We start from the raw sequence: 18,397 nt of genomic DNA on the forward strand, positions 1-18,397 counted from the left end.
AGCTTTGGGAGCGGCTCTGCGGCCGCCGTGCAATAAGGGCCAACAGGGGAAACGCGCTGGCGGTGCTTCGGGTTCCCGAACGAGCGAAGCGCTAGGGCTCCGGTGCGGTGCCGAGGAGCTGGAGCGTCCGTTCGTCCCGCTCGCCTTGGAAGAACCCATCGAGCGCGCGGCCGAAACGCGCTTCGCCGCCGGCCGCTTCGAACAGCGTCATGGCGCTGCGAAACTTCATGGCATCGAGACCGCCCAGGATCTCGGCCGCGCTGCGTTTGCCGAGCCATTCCAGCATGATCTCGGTGCATTCATCGAGACGGGCGCCGAGAATCGGATGGGCCAGATAGGCGCGGGCCTCGCTCAGGTCTGAAATGGCGTAGAACTGCGAGGTTTCGCTTTGTCCCAGGCCGGCCACTTGCGGGAAGATGTACCAGATCCAGTGGCTGCGCTTGCTGCCGTGTTCCAGCTCCGCGACCACGCGGGCATAGTCGCGGGACTGGGCATCGACGAAGCGCGCCAGCCCCGCCACGGGTCAGCTTCCGGTCTTGCCCGCGGCCGGCTCGGGGCTCTGGACGCCGGGTTGGGACTGGGGATCGACATCGCCCCGCTGCACGGCCTCGCGGGTGTCGGCGGCGCCGCCGGTATCGTCCGGGGCCTTGACCGCGCCGAAGATCCAGATCGCGGACATGGCGGCAATGGCCAGGACCAGGCTGACGAGCAGGACGTAGCGGACGACATTGGGCGTCGCGCCGGCACGGGCTTCGGTCTTTTCGACGTGAACTTCCTCGCCGCGGGTATCCATGGGCATCTCCCGGTTTCCGGCCCGATCTTCGATCGCTTCAGGCCGATGTTCCAGGGATCAACGCCCCATCGTCCCTGCCGTTCCGAGGGAACCGGATGCAGAAAGGGGCCGGACGCGCTGGCATCCGGCCCCTTTCGGACGGGATCGGTGGAGCGATCAGTCGCGCAGCAGCTCGTTGATGCCGGTCTTCGAGCGGGTCTGCGCGTCCACGGTCTTGACGATCACGGCGCAGTAGAGCGACGGGCCGGGGGTGCCGTCAGGCAGCGGCTTGCCGGGCAGCGAGCCGGGGACCACCACCGAGTAGGGCGGAACCTTGCCGATGTGGACTTCGCCGGTCGCGCGGTCGACGATCTTGGTCGACGCGCCCAGGAACACGCCCATCGAGATCACCGCGCCTTCGCCGACGACGACGCCTTCGGCCACTTCCGAACGGGCGCCGATGAAGCAGTTGTCCTCGATGATGACCGGGCCGGCCTGCAGCGGCTCAAGCACGCCGCCGATGCCGACACCGCCCGAGATGTGCACGTTCTTGCCGATCTGCGCGCAGGAGCCGACGGTCGCCCAGGTGTCGACCATGGTGCCTTCGCCCACATAGGCGCCGATGTTCACGAAGCTGGGCATCAACACCACGTTCTTCGAGATGAAGGTGCCGCGACGGGCGACGGCGCCCGGGACGACGCGGAAGCCGGCCTTGCGGAAGTCTTCGTCGGCCCAGCCGTCGAACTTCACCGGCACCTTGTCGAATGCAGGCGCGCCGCCCGCGCCGTGAGCGACGGGGGCGTTGTCGTTCAGGCGGAACGAGAGGAGCACGGCCTTCTTCAGCCACTGGTTGACCTTCCAGCCACCATTGCCGCCCGGTTCGGCGACGCGGGCAGCGCCCGATTCGATCAGGCCGAGGGCTTCGTCGACCAGCTTGCGCACGTCGGCGCTGGCGGGGGTGACGGTGTCGCGCGCATCCCAGGCGGCTTCGATCGCGGTTTCGAGTTCGGACATGTTCGCGTCTCCGGAAAGGTCGTTCAGATTTTCTGTTCCGGGCGCGCGTAGAGCCTGCGGTGGGCGAGGACAAGTAAGAAGGGAGCGCGGGACATAAGGCCGGCGCTCTCCGGGCAGGCGGGCGGCGGTTTCGGGCTCCGCCTCAGCGGACCGGCGAAAGCTGGGCGGAATCGATGTGCCAGCGCAGTTGTCCGGGCGTGGCCCCGTCCACACCGTTGACGCGGCGCAGGACGTACTTGCCGCGGAACCGCTGGCTCGATCCGTCGTCCAGCGTCGCGTCCACCGTGACGGGCACCGTCTGGTAGACCGAGCCGGCCCCGGCGTCGCCAGGCTCCATCGCGCCGATGGCGACATGGGTGGCGCGGGTATGGGCGAAGCCGGCCGTGAACTGCGCCATCGTCTGGCGCGGCGGGCCGTCGTCGCCCCACTGCTGCCAGGCCGTCCCGAAGTCGCGGGCATTGAGCGCGGAGTAATAGCGTTCGACCACCGCGGCGGCGGCTTCCTTGCTCTTGGGCGCGGGGCGGCATCCCGGCATGGGATCTCCCTTCGAATCGAACAAGGCGCAGCTGCGGGCGATCTCGTCCTCGATCATCGCGCAGCTGTTGGCGACGTTGCAGGGGGGGCGTGTGGCCGGGGAGACGTTGCGGCACAGATCCGCGCGGCGCTGGGCGGCAGTGGCGCCCAGTTCCTCCGCGCAGGAGAGCGGGCCGGAGCGCTGGGCCGCGCCGTTCTCCGCCAGCGCGGTCGGCGATCCAGCAGGCGAAGCCGATGGAGATGCCGAGGTCGGGGCCGAGCTGCTTGCGGGGCCTTGCGGGTCCGAAGCGACCGCTTGCGAGTGTGTCTCCGAAGCCGGCTGCCGATCGGGCGCGGCGTTGCAGGCACCCAGCATGAGCAGGCCCGCCAGGGGCAGGCCCGACAGGCTGAGCGACCGGATCGCGGACTTTCGTGGCGGCATCATCGCTCTCTCCCGTGGCGCGCCCGAGCAGGGCCAGTTCCACATCTACGCGCCAGACGCCCGCAGGTGCCCGAACGGACGGGAAAAAATGCCGGACCGCCTGCTGGGCAGGGCGTGGAGAGGCAGCGGCGCGACGCGCGGCTGCCCGTCACCCTCGCTGCTTTCCCGATACCGCGATCAGGGCGTCATCAGCTCGCGCACGAAGCCGATCAGGCCGGTCTGGCGCGCGCGGCGCATGCGTTCCGCGGCGAGGATCTTCTTCACTTTCTCGAAGCAGGCTTCGATATCGTCATTGACGACGACATAGTCGTAGCCGTCCCAGTGGCTGATTTCCGAGCGTGCGCGTTCCATGCGGGCGGCGATCACGTCCATCGAATCGGTGCCCCGGCCGGTAAGGCGGCGGCGCAGTTCGTCGATGCTCGGTGGCAGCAGGAACACGCGCACGACGTCGCGCTCCAGCTTCTGGTAGAGCTGCTGCGTGCCCTGCCAGTCGATGTCGAACAGATAGTCCTGCCCGTCCTTCAGCCCGGCTTTCACCTGGGCCTTGGGCGTGCCGTAGCTGTGGCCGAAGACATGCGCCCATTCGAGGAACTCGCCTTCGTCCACCATGCGGTCGAACTCGGCCTGGCTGACGAAGAAGTAGTCCTTGCCGTCCACCTCACCCGGGCGGGGCTTGCGGGTGGTGCAGGACACCGAGTTGCAGATGTGCGAATCGTGCTCAAGCAGCATGCGCGAGATCGTCGTCTTGCCGGCGCCGGAAGGCGAGGACATGATGAGCATGAGGCCGCGCCGGGCGAGCGTGTCGGCGGGATTGTCCGGAGAATTGACCATGTGCCCCGATGCCGCCGCCGGGCGCGCAAATCAAGGGGTGAGGTGAAGGCAGCGGATCGCGGAGCGAGCGGAAAGCCCTTCGCCCCGGATCAGGTCATTCCAGAATGTCGGGCACCAGGCCGGTTTCGTCTTCGCCGTCCTCGGCCATGTCCTGGATCTCGGCTTCGCCCTTGACGCTGGCCTTGCGGGCGCGACTGCGGTCGTAGAGCGTCTTGGCCGCCAGTCCGCCGATCACCAGCGCCGCACCGGGCGCGGAGCCCAGGGCCACGCGGGCAATGGCGGTATGGAGCATGGACTGGGTGAAGGAACGGCCGCGCAGGATCTGCTTGGCCTTTTCCGGGGTGTAGCGCTTGCCCAGCAGTGCGTGCTCGACCGCCCGGCGCGCGAAGAAAGTGCCGCTGCGCAGGGCGATGTCGGCAATGGCCAGGTTGGTGGCCGTGCTGGGGCTGGGCCCCCGCAAGGTGTTGGCGCGGGCGCGGGCCTTGGCGGCCGTGTTCTTGACCGCCGCTCCGGCCTTGCTCACGCCGCTGCCGACGCTTTTGCCGACTTTCTTCGGAACCGAGGTGACGCCCATGGACCTTGCTTTCCCGGGCTTTCTCCTGCCCGCCTTACTTCTTCTTGCCGAAATCGACCGAAACGACGTTCGATCCATCCTCGCTGGGAGTAATGCGCGAAGCAACGTCGCGTTCCGAATCGTTCTCGGGCGCGGAAAGCTCGTCTTCCTCGTCGTCGTCGGACATGGCCTGGAACTGCAGGCCGAAATCGACGGCCGGATCCACGAAAGCGGTGATCGCGGCGAAAGGGATCACCAGCTTGGACGGGAGCTGGTTGAAGCTCAGGCTGACGGTGAAGCCGTCTTCGCGCACCGCCAGGTCCCAGAACTTGTTCTGGAGGACGATGGTCATTTCGTCCGGGAACCGCGCCCGCAGCTCGGCAGGGATCGAGACCCCCGGCGCTCCGGTCTTGAAGGTGATATAGAAGTGGTGCGTACCCGGCAGCATGCCATTGCTGGCTTCCACCTGGCCTAGCACCCGGCCCACAACGGCGCGCAGGGCCTCCTGCACGATCTCATCGTAGGGGATCAGGCTGTCTTGTGGCGTATCGTTCATCGCGCCCTTGGTGCTCATGCTTCCGGTGCCGGTCAAGCGTGTTCAAGCGTAAAATAACACGTTCCGACGGGTTTTCCCTAGGTCGTTTGTGCCGGGCATGAAAATTCGCCGCGACCAAAGATTACCTGGAAAACGCTTTTCGCGCACACTTGGTGCCGGGCGGAATTGATTCCCTGACATAGCGGGCTATAGGCCCTTGGCATGCGCACTGCCTCGATCACCCGCAAGACTCACGAGACCGACATCGCCGTGGAGGTCAACCTCGACGGCACCGGGGCCTATCAGGTTTCCACCGGAATCGGCTTCCTCGACCATATGATCGAGCAGTTCAGCCGCCATTCGCTGATCGACATCGCCTGCCGCATCAAGGGCGATCTCCATGTGGACCAGCACCACACCACCGAAGACAGCGCCATCGCCATCGGCCAGGCCATCAGCCAGGCCCTGGGCGACCGCGCGGGCATCGGCCGCTACGGTGACGTTCATTCGCCCATGGACGAGGCCCTGAGCCGCGTTTCTCTGGATATTTCGGGCCGCCCCTACCTGGTCTGGAAGGCCGGCTTCACGCAGGACAAGCTGGGCGAGTTCGATACCGAGATGGTCGAGCACTGGTTCCACTCGATCGCGCAGGCCGTGGGCATCACCCTGCACATCGAACTCCTCTACGGTTCCAACAACCACCACATCTGCGAAGGCATCTTCAAGGGCTTCGCGCGCGCGATGCGCACCGCGGTGGAACTCGACCCGCGCAAGGGCGGGGCGATTCCTTCCACCAAGGGCATTCTCGGACAGGACACGCTCTGATGGCCAGCTTCATCATCTCGCTTCGCTACACCGCCCCCGTCGAGGAAGTGGACGGCCTGCTGGCCGATCATGTCGCCTGGCTGCGCGCGAATCATGCGGCGGGCCATTTCCTCGGCTGGGGCCGCAAGGTCCCGCGTGACGGCGGCCTCATCCTGGCGAAGGGCAGCAATCGCAACGAGGTGGAAATCCTCGCCGCCGCCGATCCTTTCGTGGCGGGCGGCGTGGCCGAGTTCGAAGTGATCGAATGGGCGCACGGCTTCCTTGACGACAGCATCGCCGGGCTCGCCGGATGACGGCAGGCCGCCCGATCCTGGCGCTGATCGACTACGGCGCGGGCAATCTGCACTCGGTGGCCAATGCCCTGCGCGCGGCCGGGGCCGAAGACGTCGCGATCACGGCCAATCCGGACGTGGTGCGCGCGGCGGACCGTATCGTCCTGCCCGGTGTCGGCTCCTTCCGCGCCTGTGCCGAGGGTCTCTGGGGCATTCGCGGCATGGTGGAGGCGATGACCGAGCGCGTCCATGTCGGCGGGGCGCCGTTCCTCGGCATATGCGTGGGCATGCAGCTGCTTGCCACGCGCGGGCTGGAACACGGGGTGACGCGCGGGCTCGACTGGATCGGCGGCCAGGTCCAGCGCATCGAGCGTACCGACCCTGCGATCAAGATCCCGCACATGGGCTGGAACGACGTTTCGCTCGGTCGCAAGGACCCGGCACAGGGCCTGATCGAGCCGGGCGAGGCCTATTTCCTGCATTCCTACCACTTCCAGCCCGATGATGGCGCGCATGTGGCGGCCATGACCGACCATGGCGGCGGCCTGGTCGCGGCCGTGGCGAAGGACAATATCGTGGGCGTGCAGTTCCACCCCGAAAAGAGCCAAGCCTACGGCCTCGCCCTGCTTTCCCGTTTCCTCGAATGGAAGCCCTGAGATGATCGTTTTTCCCGCCATCGACCTCAAGCAGGGCCAGGTCGTGCGCCTTGCCGAAGGCGACATGGACCGCGCCACCGTTTATGGCGACAATCCCGCCGCGCAGGCCATGCTCTTCGCCGAAGCGGGTTCGCAATATCTCCATGTCGTCGATCTCGACGGCTCCTTCGCGGGCCGGGCGGAGAACCGCGAGGCGGTGGAAGCGATCCTCGAAGCGTTCCCCGGCCATGTCCAGCTCGGCGGCGGCATCCGCACGCGCGAGGCGGTGGCCGGCTGGTTCGACCTGGGCGTTTCGCGCATCGTCATGGGCACGGCCGCGCTGAAGGACCCGCAGTTCGTCAAGGACATGGCGCGCGAATATCCCGGCGGCATCGTCGTCGCGGTGGACGCGCGCGACGGCATGGTCGCGACCGAGGGCTGGGCGGAAGTGTCCGACGTCTCGATCGTGGACATGGCCCGACGCTTCGAGGATGCGGGCGTGGCCAGCCTGCTCTTCACCGACATCGGCCGCGATGGCCTGCTCAAGGGCTGCAACATCGACGCCACCGTCGATCTCGCCCGCCGCACCGACATGCCGGTGATCGCCAGCGGCGGCGTGAAGGGCCTCGACGACATTCGCCTGCTGGCGCTCCATGCCGGTGACGGCATCGAAGGCGTGATAACCGGCCGCGCGCTCTACGACGGCCGCCTGGACCTGGCCGCCGCGATCGCCATGGCGGAGAAGGCGTGAACGAGAACCGCCTCGTCGCGGTCCTGGCGCTGGCCATCTTCGTGCCCGGCGCGCTCTATGCCCTGCGCGATTATCGCGAAGGCCGCGCGCGCCTGATGCTGTTCAGCCGGGCGCGGTCGAAAGTGGAAACCTCGCTTCAGGAGAACCCGCGCAAGTTCTGGGGCTACACCGCGTTCAACCTCGCCGTGTGCCTGACCGTGGGCGTGTTCTGCGTGCTGCTGTTCTTCAAGCCGGTGGAGTGATCCCATGACCGTCCGCATCCGCGTCATTCCCTGCCTCGACGTTGCCAACGGGCGCGTGGTCAAGGGCGTGAACTTCGTCGATCTCGTCGATGCCGGCGATCCCGTGGAACAGGCGCGCGCCTATGACGCCGCCGGGGCCGACGAATTGTGCTTCCTCGATATTTCCGCCAGCCACGAAGGGCGCGGCACCCTGCTCGACGTGGTGCAGCGCACGGCCGAAGTCTGCTTCATGCCGCTCACCGTCGGCGGCGGCGTGCGCACGGCCGAAGATGCCCGCGCCCTGTTGCTGGCCGGCGCGGACAAGGTGGCGGTCAACTCCGCCGCCGTCTCGCGGCCGGAAGTGGTGGCGGACATCGCCGAGAAGTTCGGATCGCAGTGCATCGTCGCCTCGGTGGATGCGCGCAGGGTTGCGCCCGGAAAGTGGGAGATATTCACTCACGGCGGCCGCAAGGCGACCGGGATCGACGCGCTCGAACACGCGGTGAAGCTTGCGGACTACGGCGCGGGCGAGCTGCTCGTCACCTCGATGGACGGCGATGGCACGCAGAGCGGCTACGACCTCGACCTCACCCGGCTGATCGCGGACAGCGTCTCGGTGCCGGTGATCGCCAGCGGCGGGGTGGGCAATCTCGATCATCTCGTGGCGGGCGTGACCGAGGGCAAGGCCAGTGCCGTGCTGGCGGCCTCGATCTTCCATTTCGGCAAGCACTCGATCGCGCAGGCCCATGCGGCGCTGCGCGCGGCGGGATTGCCCGCGCGCGGGTGAGGGCGGATGCCTGGGCGTCCTTTGGGACGGCCGTACGGAAATGACCCATCCGATCATGCCCCGGATCGGGACAGGCCCCGATCATCCCTTGCCGTTCCCGGCAGGCCTGCCATGGGTCCTGTCAACAGTCCCCCCGCAGGAGCCCCCCGTGCCTCGCTACCGCTGCCTGCCCGCTTTTGCGGCGATGGTCCTCGTTCCCCTGCCGGCTTTCGCCGCCGACGCCACGCGCCTGCCGGAGCCGAGCGGACTGTTCCTCCTGGCCCTGGGCGTCACCGGCGTGGCGATCGGCCGCCGCTTTTCCTCCAAGCGCCCGGACTGATCGCCGGCCCGCGCATGTCGGGCCGGCCTTGACCCTGCCGCCCGCGCGTCGCATGGGCATGGCATGAGCAGCCCCGACACTCTCGCCCGCCTCGAAGCGACGATCGCCGCGCGCCGCGCCGCCGATCCCGACAGCAGCTATGTCGCCAAACTGCATGCCAAGGGGCTGGGCAAGATCGCGCAGAAGCTGGGCGAAGAGGCCACCGAAACGGTGATCGCCGCCCTGACCGAGGACGACAAGGCGCTGGTGGGCGAAGCCTCGGACCTGATTTTCCACCTCATGGTCCTGCTGGGCGCGCGCGACGTGCCTTTCGCGGCCGTGCTGGCCGAACTCGACCGCCGCGAAGGCATCTCCGGCATTGCCGAGAAGGCTGCTCGCGCCGCGGACTGAATGCTCGCCCGTATTCGCATCTCCGGGAGAACCCCATGCCGATCGACCCCAAGCTGCCCTACGACGATAACAATATCTTCGCGAAGATCCTGCGCGGCGAGCTGCCTTGCGACAAAGTCTACGAAGACGAATTCGCGCTTGCTTTCAACGACATCCGCCCGCAGGCGCCGGTCCATGTGCTGGTGATCCCCAAGGCCGCTCATGTGTCCTGGGACGACTTCACCGCCAATGCCGACGATGCGGAAATCGCCGGCTTCATGCGGGCGGTCGGCCATGTGACGCGCCAGCTCGAACTCGACGAGCCGGGCTACCGCCTGATGGTGAACATGGGCACCAATGGCCACCAGGAAGTGCCGCATCTTCACGTCCACATCTTCGGCGGCCGCCAGTTCTTCCAGATGATCGCGGAGTAAGGCGCGGATCGGGAAGTCTGCACATGGTCCCGGACCCGATCCGGGACCATGCCGACGCCAGGCAACGACAAATCCGACAATTACGACGCAATTAACCGTCCATCCGCCCGCACGCGCGGGATAAGTGCGACGAACGGATTGCGCTGCCGGTCTCGCCCGCTACACATTCCGGTGGCATGAGCAGCGACCCTCTTCCCCCCAGCGGCGTCCTCGATGGACCGACCCACCGCTATGCGCTCCGTGTGTTCTATGAGGACACCGACGCCGGCGGCGTGGTCTATCACGCCAGCTATATCCGCTGGATGGAACGGGCCCGCTCCGACCTGCTCGACCTGCTCGGCATAGACCAGCGCGCCGCGCTGGAGGCCGGGGAGGGGCTCTACACCGTGGCGGAAGTGAATATCCGCTACCTCTCGCCCGCGCGCCTCGGCGACGCGGTCGTGATCGACACTCACGCGCTTCAGGTCGGAAGGGTGAGCTGCACCCTGCGGCAAGTCGTGCGGCGCGGAGAAATTCGCCTTGCCGAAGCCACGGTAAAGGTCGGGTTCATCAGTCCTGAAGGACGACCGCGCAAACAGCCCGCCGCCTGGCAACATGCTTTCGCCTCGCTCATGCAAGAGCATCCGAGAGGACTAGAATGACGTTCGAACTGCTCGCCTCTGCCGTGACCATCGGCAGTGATTCCGATCACCTCAATCCGGTAAAACTGTTCCTCCACGCCGATATCGTCGTGCAGGCGATCATGGCCGGGCTGATCCTGGCGAGCGTCTGGGTCTGGGCCATCATCATCAGCTTCATGCTGCGCATCGGCAGCCTCAACCGCAAATGCGCGGATTACGAGGAAGGCTTCTGGGAAGCCCAGAACTTCGAGGCCTACCAGAAGGAACGCCGCCGCGGTGACGTGCCGATGGGCAAAGTCGCCGGCGCGGGCCTGGCCGAATGGCGCCGCAATGCCGCCATGCCCAAGTTCGACCCCGAAGGCGCGCGCGAGCGCATCGGCCTGGCCATGACCTCCTCGGTCGGCGAGGAGAGCGACCGCATCTCCAACCGGCTGAACTTCCTGGCGACCGTGGGCTCGGTGGCGCCTTTCGTGGGCCTGTTCGGGACCGTCTGGGGCATCATGAACAGCTTCTTCCAGATCGGCCAGCAGCAGAACTCCTCGCTCGCCGTGGTTGCCCCCGGCATTTCCGAAGCACTGTTCGCCACCGCCATCGGCCTGTTCGCGGCCATTCCGGCGGTCATCGCCTACAACCGCTTCTCGCACCGCGTGAACCTGTTCGAATCGCGCCTGCAGCGCTTCGCCGATCGCCTGCACTCCGCGCTCACGCGTGAGCTGGAGCAGCGCTGATGGGCATGGGCCTATCCGGCGGCGGCAGGCGAGGCGGGCGCCGTAGCGGCGGCGGACGTACCCCCATGGCCGAAATCAACGTGACGCCGCTGGTCGACGTCATGCTGGTGCTGCTGATCATCTTCATGGTCACTGCGCCGCTGCTCAAGGCCGCGGTGCCGATCGAGCTGCCCGACAGCCGCGCCAAGGCCATGAACGAGGAGCAGGACCAGATCACGATCTCGGTCCAGCGCGACGGCACGATCTATTACGAGACCGATGCACTGGCGCCGGGCGAACTGGCGGAACGTCTCGCTTCGGTTCCGGACGGTGCCGATGGCCGCAAGCCGCAAGTCACCCTGCGCGCCGACAAGGCGCTCGACTATGGCCGGGTGATCGACGTGATGGGGGAACTCAACCACGCCGGATTCACGTCGATCTCGCTGGTGACGGGTGTCAGCAGCGGTTCAGGCGGCTGAGTTAGGCTGGCACGATGGCAATGCTGGGATTGCGCAAGGACGAAGGGCTGGGCCTTACGCTGGCTGTCGCACTGCATGTGGCGGTGCTGGCGGTGATGGTGCTGCGTCCGGCGCAGAACGAGGTGGTGAAGCCGCCTGAGCGCATCGAAGTGACACTGAGCGACCAGGTGGGCATGACGTCCACCTCGCCCGACCCCTATAGCCAGGCCGCGCCGGACATGGCGCCAGAACTGGGCGAAGCGGCCCCGCCGCCGGCTCCCGCTCCCGAGCCTCAACCTCAGCCCCGTCCGGAGCCGCAGCCCGCGCCGGTGCCGCCGGCGCCCGCGCCGCGCCCGCAGCCGCCCCAACCTCGGCCTGCGCCGCGTCCCGCTCCGAAGCCTGCTCCGAAGCCTGCGCCCCCCAAGCCGGCGCCGCCGAAGCCCGCCGAAAAGCCCGCGCCGCCGAAGAAGGCTCCGGCCAAGCCCGCACCCAAGGCGCCCGCCAGCCGTGACAGCGCGATCGACCGGATCGTCGGCAAGCCCGGTTCGTCCGCGAGCAAGGCCACCACGCCGCCCAAGAAGGCAGGCGGCAGCCGCGTTGGCGCCGACTTCCTGTCGGGCGTTTCGGGTGCCACCTCGACGCAGGGCAAGGGCCAGCCGGCCGCGGCGCTCGGCCCGGCAGCGGTTTCCGCGCTCAACGGCGCGATCAGCCGCCAGCTCAAGCCGCACTGGGCGGCCCCGCAAGGCGCCGATGCGGAACTTCTGGTGACGACCGTGCGCTTCCGCCTCAACAAGGATGGTAGCCTCGACGGGGAGCCGCAGGTCCTGCGCACGACCGGCCAGAACGCGGCCAACTCGGCGCAAGTCCAGCGGCACCAGGAACAGGCGATCCGCGCCGTGAAACTTGCCGCCCCGTTCAATCTGCCGGAAGACCTCTACAACGGTTGGAAGGTCATCACGACCAACTTCGACAGAAGGCTATCGCAATGAAAAAGATCATCCACCTTGCTGCATTTGGCCTGCTGCTTTCCGGTTCCGTGGCAGCTCTCGCGCAGAGCGCCCCGCCGGCAACGCCCGTCCAGCCCGCTCCCGCGGCGCCCGGCGCGCCTGCCGCGCCTGCCGACGAGGATGGCGGCCTTCAGGTGACCGTCTCGGACGATAGCGACTGGCAGGACCTCGGCATCGCCATCACCACCTTCGCGACCGATGCCGACGTGCCCACCGGCACCAATGCCGGCTCCACCGCCGCACTCGGCCGGGCGCTGTCGCAAGTGGTCGCCGCGGATCTCAAGAACAACGGCCTGTTCAAGCCCTCGGGCCCGGACGGTCTGCCGCAGCCGGTCTATGCCCAGATCCAGACCCCGGACTTTCCGGTATGGTCGGCCCGCAGCGCCGACATGCTGGTGCAGGGCTATGTCCGTGCCGGCGCCGGCGGCCAGCTCACGGTGGGCTGCTATCTCTACGACGTGGCGCTGAAGCAGCAGCTCGTGAAGGGCGGCTGGCAGGTTCCGCCTTCGGACTGGCGCCGCGCCGCGCACAAGTGCGCCGACATGGTCTATTCGCGCCTGTCGGGCGAGAGCCCGTTCTTCGATTCCAAGATCGCCTATATCGCCGAGACCGGTCCCAAGGACCATCGCATGAAGCGCCTGGCGATCATGGATTCGGACGGCGCGAACCACCGCTACCTGACCAGCGGCCAGTCCACCGCGCTGACCCCTCGCTATTCACCGGACTATTCGAAGATCCTCTATCTGTCCTACCTCAACGGGCAGCCGAGCATCTATGTCTACGACCTGGGCAGCAACACCCAGAAGCTGATCGCCCGCACCGGCAACCCCACGATGGCGCCGCGCTGGTCGCCTGACGGCAAGTGGGTGCTCTATTCGATGGCTTCGGGCGGCAATACCGACATCTATCGCATCTCGTCGGCCGGCGGCGGCACGCCGCAGCGCCTGACCAACACGCCGGGCATCTCGATCGGCGGGTCCTATTCGCCCGACGGCAGCCAGATCGTGTTCGAGAGCGACCGCTCGGGCAACCAGCAGATCTATGTGATGGGCGCGGATGGCTCCAACCAGCGCCGCATCAGCTTCTTCGGCGGCCGCTCGGCCACGCCCGAATGGAGCCCGCGCGGCGACCAGATCGCTTTCACCCATGTTGCCGGCAACTTGCGTATCGCCGTCATGAACCCGAACGGCGGCGGCATGCGCCACCTCACGGATTCGTGGCAGGACGAAGCGCCGACCTGGTCGCCCAACGGCCGCATCATCCAGTTCTTCCGTACCGCGAAGACGGCGGGAACGGCCTCCATCTGGCAGGTCGATCTCACCGGCCGCAACGAGCGCAGGCTGCCGACCCCGGTGGGTGCCTCGGACCCGGCATGGGGCCCCGTTCGCCCCTGATTACCCTCTGAGACCAGCGCCCTGTCAGATCTGCCTGGACGACGTGCCCAAGACGGGGCGTTCGTTCAGGTTGACAGGGTAATAAATTAATCGGAACTTCAAACTACGCAGGCCATTCATAATTGGCTGCGCACGATAGGAGATTGCCTCATGCCTGCCCTCATGTACCCCCGTCATGTGAAGACCGGATCGACAATGCTCCTCCTCGCCGGGGCCCTTGCCATGTCGGCTTGCGCGTCCAAGGCACCCAAGGAACTGCCGCCCGAGCCGGGCCCGGCCACCACCACCCAGACCACGCCGCCGCCCAGCGGCCCGCAGCCGGGCAGCCAGGCCGATTTCGTGGCCCGCATGATGGGTTCGGACACCATCTACTTCCAGCTGAACGAAGATACCGTCGATTCGGCTGACCAGGCGGCGCTGTCGAAGCAGGCCCAGTGGCTGCAGCAGTACCCGAGCAAGCGCGCCACGATCGAAGGCCATGCCGACGAACGCGGCACCCGCGAATACAACCTCGCCCTGGGCGAGCGCCGCGCCAATGCGGCCAAGAACTACCTCATCAGCCTGGGCATCGACGCCTCGCGCCTGAACACCGTGAGCTATGGCAAGGAACGCCCGATCGCTCTGGGTTCGGACGAAGCCTCCTGGGCCCAGAACCGCCGCGCGGTTACCGTCACGGTAGACTGATCGCTCGGTCGCAAGATGTGAAGAAGGCCCGGTTCGCGATGGCGAGCCGGGCCTTTTGCATGAGGGATCCGCGCGATTCCCGGCTACCGGGCGGCTGGAACCGGAATTCCCGCATGGACCTTGAGCCTTACGCACTTGCATTGGCTTCGGGTCGGCAGGTATCGCCCTTCGAATGAGTCGCGCAGGTCGATCGATGGATTGGGGTTTCCCGCGCTGGCGCAGCTACGGCAGCTCGCGCGAGGCTGCGCAAGTGCGTCTGTGCGATCGGCATGGTTGCACCGAGCCCGGCAATTGCCCCGCGCCCAAAAGCCCGAACAGCCCGGATCGCTGGTACTTCTGTCAGAAGCACGCCGCGGAATACAACGCGGGGTGGGACTATTTCGCCGGGCTCGACGCCGAAGAGGCAGCGCGCCGGGAATCGGACGAGCGCACCGAGAGCGCGGGTTTCAAGGAATCAGCGCACTATGGCTGGGGAGGCTCCGGCGACGGTTCGCGCAGCCGCGACGAATTGCGCGCGCTGGAAGCGCTGGGTCTCGATCCCGATGCGGAGTTCGATGCGGTGCGCAGGGCCTGGCGGACGAAGGCCAAGGAAGTGCACCCCGATGTGAAGCCCAACGATCCCGAGGCGGCCAAGGCGTTCCAGACCTACCAGCTGGCCTATGAAGTCCTGCGCGCGGCGGAAGAGCGCCGGGAGTGGAAGGGCTGAGAGCCGGGAAGCCGGGCGCGGTTCACGGCTGATCCCGGTCATTCATCATCGGGACGGCCATGACCATGCGGCCCAGAAACAACATGCGGCCCATAGACAAAGAGCGCGCCTTGCGGCGCGCTCTTCGTGTTTTTGCCGTGAATGACGGGCCGAATGCTTACTTGGGCGAAAGCACCATCAGCATCTGGCGGCCTTCCATGCGCGGATAGGCTTCAACCTTGGCAATATCCGCGACGTCTTCCTGCACCTTGCGCAGCAGGTTCATGCCCAACTGCTGGTGCGAAAGCTCACGACCGCGGAAGCGCAGGGTGACCTTCACCTTGTCGCCATCGAGAATGAACCGATGGACGTTGCGCATCTTCGTGTCGTAGTCGTGATCGTCGATGTTCGGACGCATCTTGATCTCTTTGATCTCCTGCGTCTTCTGGGTCTTGCGCGCGGCATTGGCCTTTTTCTGGGCCTCGTACCGGAACTTGCCGACATCCAGGAACTTGCACACCGGCGGATCCGCGTTGGGCGAGACCTCAACCAGGTCGAGGCCGACTTCGGCCGCCTGTTCGATCGCCTGGCGCGTATACATGACGCCGATGTTCTCGCCGTCCTGGTCGATAACCCGGACCTTGTCCGACTGGATCATGTTATTGTAGCGCGGGCCACTCTTGACCGGTGGCGTCATCATGCGCCGGGGTGGGGGTGCTATAAGCGTTCTCCTGAATCGTTTCTGTCGCTAGGCGAGTGGAGGCGTCATTAATGCGAATCGCGTCGACACGCAAAGCACGATTTCAAGGAAATCTATAGGACGCCTAAAGTGTCTTGTCCGGGCTCACGCCCGATAGTGGGCCGGTGCCGCAAACAACGACCGGATGGCCGTTTCTGTTCGGCCCTCGGATCGACCGAAAGTGCATATAGGTACTCAGGCGGCCGCGCGCCAGAGGGGGTAGCGCAGCAGCTGGTCCTTTGCCGAGAGAATCGCGTCGATCTCTCGCGCTGGTTGCAGGGCCTTGAGGATCGCCGGATCGGCGGCGTCCATACCGCCCGTCAGGGCGCCGAAAGCAGGCAGGATCAATCGATTGCCGCTGTGGACCACGCAAGGCCGCGCGATTCGCCGGCCGCGGGCGTTGATGATCAGGCGCGGGTGGAAATGGCCCGACAGTTCGGGGCCGGTGGTACCCGGCCGCGCCTCGTGTCGCAGGGCGATACCCGAAACTTCGATTTCCTCTACCCGCGTGCCGCCAGCCTCGCTGCCGAGATGGGGGTCATGGTTGCCGGTGATCCACACCCAGTCGAGCGCGCGGGTGAGAGCGCCCAGCATTCCGGCGGCATGGGGATCGAGCCGCTCGGTCCCCTTGCTGTCGTGAAAGTTGTCCCCCAGCGCGAAAACCCGGCGCGCGCCGGTCTGCCGTACCGCTAGCGCGATACGTTCCAGCGTCTCGCGGCTGTCGTAGGGAGGGAGCATCTGCCCGCCCCGGGCAAAATAGCTGGCCTTTTCCAGGTGCAGGTCCGCCACCAGCAGCGCCTGTTCGCGCGGCCAGTAGAGCGCGGCGCCCCGCGCGGCCCCGGAACCGGCCGGAGACCCGGCGGGCGGCGGGACCAGTTGCAACTCCTGTGAAAGGAACGAAAAGGGAACCATGGCTTTCCCTTGCCGCAGGCCGTGCGATTTGGCAAGCGCCCGGCGGAAGAGGAAATGCGATGACCGACAGGATTGCCCAAGACTGGAATGACCAAACCGGCCGAGCCCGCGCGTGGTTCGAAACCCTGCGCGACCGTATCTGCGCCGAGTTCGAGGCGATCGAGCGGGAGGCGGGGTCTTCGGCGGTTTTCGAATATACCCCCTGGCAGCGCGCTGCAGTGGAGGGCCGCGGGGAAGGCGAGGCCGGTGCCGAGACGGGCGGTGGCACGCGCGGGCTGATGAAGGGCAAGGTCTTCGAGAAAGTCGGCGTGAACGTCTCCACCGTCGTCGGGGCACTGTCGAAGGACTTTGCCGGCACGATCAACGGCGCCTCGGCCGAGCAGAACGCCTTTTCGGCCACGGGCATCAGTCTGGTCGCGCATATGGCCAATCCTCACGTCCCGGCCGTGCACATGAACACGCGCTTCCTCACGACGACCAAGGCCTGGTTCGGCGGCGGCGCCGATCTCAACCCGCCGATCCCCTATGCGCAGGATACGGAAGAATTCCACGCCGAGCTAAAGGCGGCCTGCGATGCGCACGGGGCGGGCTACTATGATCGCTACAAGGCCTGGGCGGACGATTATTTCTACATCCCGCACCGCAAGGTCCATCGCGGTGTCGGCGGCATCTTCTACGACCACCTCGAATGCGCCGACGCGGCGGGATGGGAGGCGAACTTCGCCTTCACCCGCGCCGTGGGAGAGGCTTTCCTGGCGGTGTTCCCGCGCCTGGTGCGCAGGCGCATGGGCCTGGACTTCACCGCCGGTGACAAGGCCGTGCAGCTGGAATGGCGCGGTCGCTATGCCGAATTCAATCTGGTATACGACAGGGGCACGCTGTTCGGCCTGAAGACCGGCGGCAATATCGACGCGATCCTCATGAGCCTGCCGCCCGAAGCCACCTGGTCCTGACCGCATCTGTGCGCCGCAAGCAAAGCTGACCGGCTTGAAGCGGTCCTAATCGGCTTTCATTCTTTCCCCTATCTAGCGCCCCGACACCGCAAGTTTGCAAGAAGGATAGCTTCATGGATCTCAAGATCGCCGGAAAGACTGCGCTCGTAACCGGATCGACCGCCGGCATCGGCCTTGCCATCGCCGCGAAGCTGGCGGCGGAAGGCGCCGAAGTCATCGTCACCGGCCGCAACCAGGCCAAGCTCGATGCCGCTGCCCATACCGTGGGCCAGCTGGGCAAAGTGCGTGCCGTGCTGGCCGACCCGGCGACGGCCGAAGGCGCCAGGGCGCTGACGGAGGCGGTTCCCCAGGTGGACATCCTGGTCAACAACCTGGGCATTTACGAAGCGCGCCCCTTCGTGGAAATCACCGACGAGGAATGGCGCGAGATCTTCGACGTCAACGTCCTCAGCGGGATCCGGCTTTCGCGCCACTATTTCCCGGGCATGCTGGAGCGCGATTGGGGGCGGGTGATCTTCATCTCCAGCGAGAGCGGCCTGATGACGCCGGGTGAGATGGTCCACTACGGCATGACCAAGACGGCGCAACTGGCCGTGGCGCGCGGCATGGCGGACGCCACGCGCGGCACGCAGGTTACCGTGAACTCGGTGCTGCCGGGGCCCACGCGGTCGGAAGGGATCGTCGAGTTCATCCGCTCGGTGGTGGAGAACAAGGACGCCTCCGAAGCGGAGCGCGAAGAGGAATTCTTCACCAAGCTGCGCCCGCTCTCGCTGATTCGCCGCCTGATCGAGGCGGACGAGGTTGCTGCCATGGTCGCCTTCCTGGCCAGCCCGCTGGCGGCCGTCACCAACGGTGCGGCGATCCGGGCCGAGGGCGGCATCCTGCCGACCATTGCCTGATCGGCCTGGGCGCCTGATCGGCCCGAGTGCTTGACCGGCTCAGGCGCCTGATTCGTTCGGGCGCCT

The 18,397-nt window shown here is 66.6% G+C and carries 27 protein-coding genes; 18 read left to right on the plus strand and 9 right to left on the minus strand.

Annotation, left to right across the window (positions count from 1 at the left end):
• Positions 1 to 91: 91 nt before the first annotated feature.
• From EDF57_RS09355 to EDF57_RS09385, 7 genes are all read right to left on the minus strand, one after another.
• A complete protein-coding gene (locus EDF57_RS09355) occupies positions 92 to 520 on the minus strand; it encodes a DUF1810 domain-containing protein (RefSeq protein ID WP_134093995.1) in 429 nt (142 codons plus the stop codon).
• A 3-nt stretch (positions 521 to 523) separates the two neighbouring features.
• Positions 524 to 793, minus strand: a complete 270-nt coding sequence (locus tag EDF57_RS09360) for a hypothetical protein (protein ID WP_134093996.1) — start codon at positions 791 to 793, stop codon at positions 524 to 526.
• Positions 794 to 949: 156 nt separating this feature from the next.
• Positions 950 to 1,786 carry a 2,3,4,5-tetrahydropyridine-2,6-dicarboxylate N-succinyltransferase gene (dapD, locus tag EDF57_RS09365; RefSeq protein WP_134093997.1) on the minus strand — a complete coding sequence of 279 codons (837 nt, stop codon included), beginning with the start codon at positions 1,784 to 1,786 and terminating at the stop codon, positions 950 to 952.
• A gap of 142 nt (positions 1,787 to 1,928) precedes the next feature.
• Complete coding sequence (locus EDF57_RS09370; RefSeq protein WP_243840977.1) at positions 1,929 to 2,744, minus strand: hypothetical protein; 816 nt, start codon at positions 2,742 to 2,744, stop codon at positions 1,929 to 1,931.
• Between the two features lie 174 nt (positions 2,745 to 2,918).
• Positions 2,919 to 3,572: a guanylate kinase gene (gene gmk, locus EDF57_RS09375; protein ID WP_132268493.1), complete on the minus strand. Its 654-nt coding sequence runs from the start codon at positions 3,570 to 3,572 to the stop codon at positions 2,919 to 2,921.
• A gap of 94 nt (positions 3,573 to 3,666) precedes the next feature.
• On the minus strand, positions 3,667 to 4,146 hold the full coding sequence (locus EDF57_RS09380) for a hypothetical protein (protein ID WP_134093998.1): 480 nt from the start codon (positions 4,144 to 4,146) through the stop codon (positions 3,667 to 3,669).
• 34 nt (positions 4,147 to 4,180) lie between these two features.
• Entirely contained in the window at positions 4,181 to 4,681 is a 501-nt protein-coding gene (locus tag EDF57_RS09385) for a ClpXP protease specificity-enhancing factor SspB (protein ID WP_132268771.1), read from the minus strand.
• 201 nt (positions 4,682 to 4,882) lie between these two features.
• On the opposite strand from EDF57_RS09385, the gene hisB reads away from it, so the two are divergent.
• From hisB to EDF57_RS09465, 16 genes are all read left to right on the plus strand, one after another.
• Complete coding sequence (gene hisB, locus EDF57_RS09390) at positions 4,883 to 5,485, plus strand: imidazoleglycerol-phosphate dehydratase HisB (RefSeq protein WP_132268497.1); 603 nt, start codon at positions 4,883 to 4,885, stop codon at positions 5,483 to 5,485.
• Positions 5,485 to 5,778: a YciI family protein gene (locus EDF57_RS09395; RefSeq protein WP_134093999.1), complete on the plus strand. Its 294-nt coding sequence runs from the start codon at positions 5,485 to 5,487 to the stop codon at positions 5,776 to 5,778. The genes hisB and EDF57_RS09395 overlap by 1 nt, the downstream gene beginning before the upstream one ends.
• The gene (gene hisH, locus EDF57_RS09400; RefSeq protein ID WP_134094000.1) at positions 5,775 to 6,413 is read left to right on the plus strand and encodes an imidazole glycerol phosphate synthase subunit HisH; all 639 of its coding nucleotides are present in this window, start codon (positions 5,775 to 5,777) and stop codon (positions 6,411 to 6,413) included. The genes EDF57_RS09395 and hisH overlap by 4 nt, the downstream gene beginning before the upstream one ends.
• Position 6,414: 1 nt before the next feature.
• Positions 6,415 to 7,143 carry a 1-(5-phosphoribosyl)-5-[(5-phosphoribosylamino)methylideneamino]imidazole-4-carboxamide isomerase gene (gene hisA / locus EDF57_RS09405; protein WP_132268503.1) on the plus strand — a complete coding sequence of 243 codons (729 nt, stop codon included), beginning with the start codon at positions 6,415 to 6,417 and terminating at the stop codon, positions 7,141 to 7,143.
• Entirely contained in the window at positions 7,140 to 7,385 is a 246-nt protein-coding gene (locus EDF57_RS09410) for a hypothetical protein (RefSeq protein ID WP_132268505.1), read from the plus strand. Before hisA ends, EDF57_RS09410 begins: the two co-directional genes overlap by 4 nt.
• A gap of 4 nt (positions 7,386 to 7,389) precedes the next feature.
• The gene (hisF, locus tag EDF57_RS09415) at positions 7,390 to 8,151 is read left to right on the plus strand and encodes an imidazole glycerol phosphate synthase subunit HisF (protein ID WP_134094001.1); all 762 of its coding nucleotides are present in this window, start codon (positions 7,390 to 7,392) and stop codon (positions 8,149 to 8,151) included.
• 148 nt (positions 8,152 to 8,299) lie between these two features.
• On the plus strand, positions 8,300 to 8,470 hold the full coding sequence (locus EDF57_RS09420) for a PEP-CTERM sorting domain-containing protein (RefSeq protein WP_166675222.1): 171 nt from the start codon (positions 8,300 to 8,302) through the stop codon (positions 8,468 to 8,470).
• A 63-nt stretch (positions 8,471 to 8,533) separates the two neighbouring features.
• Complete coding sequence (locus EDF57_RS09425; RefSeq protein ID WP_134094002.1) at positions 8,534 to 8,860, plus strand: phosphoribosyl-ATP diphosphatase; 327 nt, start codon at positions 8,534 to 8,536, stop codon at positions 8,858 to 8,860.
• A 35-nt stretch (positions 8,861 to 8,895) separates the two neighbouring features.
• Positions 8,896 to 9,273, plus strand: coding sequence for a histidine triad nucleotide-binding protein (locus EDF57_RS09430; RefSeq protein WP_132268511.1), 378 nt, complete (start codon positions 8,896 to 8,898; stop codon positions 9,271 to 9,273).
• Positions 9,274 to 9,449: 176 nt separating this feature from the next.
• The gene (locus EDF57_RS09435; RefSeq protein WP_134094003.1) at positions 9,450 to 9,914 is read left to right on the plus strand and encodes a YbgC/FadM family acyl-CoA thioesterase; all 465 of its coding nucleotides are present in this window, start codon (positions 9,450 to 9,452) and stop codon (positions 9,912 to 9,914) included.
• A complete protein-coding gene (gene tolQ / locus EDF57_RS09440; RefSeq protein WP_132268514.1) occupies positions 9,911 to 10,621 on the plus strand; it encodes a protein TolQ in 711 nt (236 codons plus the stop codon). Before EDF57_RS09435 ends, tolQ begins: the two co-directional genes overlap by 4 nt.
• Positions 10,621 to 11,079 carry an ExbD/TolR family protein gene (locus tag EDF57_RS09445; RefSeq protein ID WP_134094004.1) on the plus strand — a complete coding sequence of 153 codons (459 nt, stop codon included), beginning with the start codon at positions 10,621 to 10,623 and terminating at the stop codon, positions 11,077 to 11,079. Before tolQ ends, EDF57_RS09445 begins: the two co-directional genes overlap by 1 nt.
• A gap of 14 nt (positions 11,080 to 11,093) precedes the next feature.
• Positions 11,094 to 12,047, plus strand: a complete 954-nt coding sequence (locus EDF57_RS09450) for a hypothetical protein (protein ID WP_134094005.1) — start codon at positions 11,094 to 11,096, stop codon at positions 12,045 to 12,047.
• Positions 12,044 to 13,459 (plus strand): Tol-Pal system beta propeller repeat protein TolB, encoded by a 1,416-nt coding sequence (tolB, locus tag EDF57_RS09455; protein WP_132268520.1) that lies wholly within the window; start codon positions 12,044 to 12,046, stop codon positions 13,457 to 13,459. The genes EDF57_RS09450 and tolB overlap by 4 nt, the downstream gene beginning before the upstream one ends.
• Before the next feature lie 150 nt (positions 13,460 to 13,609).
• A complete protein-coding gene (gene pal / locus EDF57_RS09460; protein ID WP_243840978.1) occupies positions 13,610 to 14,143 on the plus strand; it encodes a peptidoglycan-associated lipoprotein Pal in 534 nt (177 codons plus the stop codon).
• A 172-nt stretch (positions 14,144 to 14,315) separates the two neighbouring features.
• A complete protein-coding gene (locus tag EDF57_RS09465; RefSeq protein ID WP_132268522.1) occupies positions 14,316 to 14,849 on the plus strand; it encodes a J domain-containing protein in 534 nt (177 codons plus the stop codon).
• Between the two features lie 157 nt (positions 14,850 to 15,006).
• Here the strand turns inward: EDF57_RS09465 and infC are convergent, their stop codons facing one another.
• Together infC and pdeM are read right to left on the minus strand one after the other, a co-directional pair.
• Positions 15,007 to 15,528: a translation initiation factor IF-3 gene (infC, locus tag EDF57_RS09470; protein ID WP_132268524.1), complete on the minus strand. Its 522-nt coding sequence runs from the start codon at positions 15,526 to 15,528 to the stop codon at positions 15,007 to 15,009.
• Positions 15,529 to 15,762: 234 nt separating this feature from the next.
• Complete coding sequence (gene pdeM, locus EDF57_RS09475) at positions 15,763 to 16,479, minus strand: ligase-associated DNA damage response endonuclease PdeM (RefSeq protein ID WP_134094006.1); 717 nt, start codon at positions 16,477 to 16,479, stop codon at positions 15,763 to 15,765.
• Positions 16,480 to 16,538: 59 nt separating this feature from the next.
• Between pdeM and hemF the strand changes: the two genes are divergently transcribed.
• Both hemF and EDF57_RS09485 read left to right on the plus strand, forming a co-directional pair.
• The gene (gene hemF / locus EDF57_RS09480; protein WP_134094007.1) at positions 16,539 to 17,432 is read left to right on the plus strand and encodes an oxygen-dependent coproporphyrinogen oxidase; all 894 of its coding nucleotides are present in this window, start codon (positions 16,539 to 16,541) and stop codon (positions 17,430 to 17,432) included.
• A 113-nt stretch (positions 17,433 to 17,545) separates the two neighbouring features.
• Complete coding sequence (locus tag EDF57_RS09485; protein WP_132268529.1) at positions 17,546 to 18,331, plus strand: SDR family oxidoreductase; 786 nt, start codon at positions 17,546 to 17,548, stop codon at positions 18,329 to 18,331.
• Positions 18,332 to 18,397 lie beyond the last annotated feature (66 nt).

It is taken from the genome of Novosphingobium sp. PhB55 (assembly GCF_004368805.1).
GTDB lineage: Bacteria > Pseudomonadota > Alphaproteobacteria > Sphingomonadales > Sphingomonadaceae > Novosphingobium.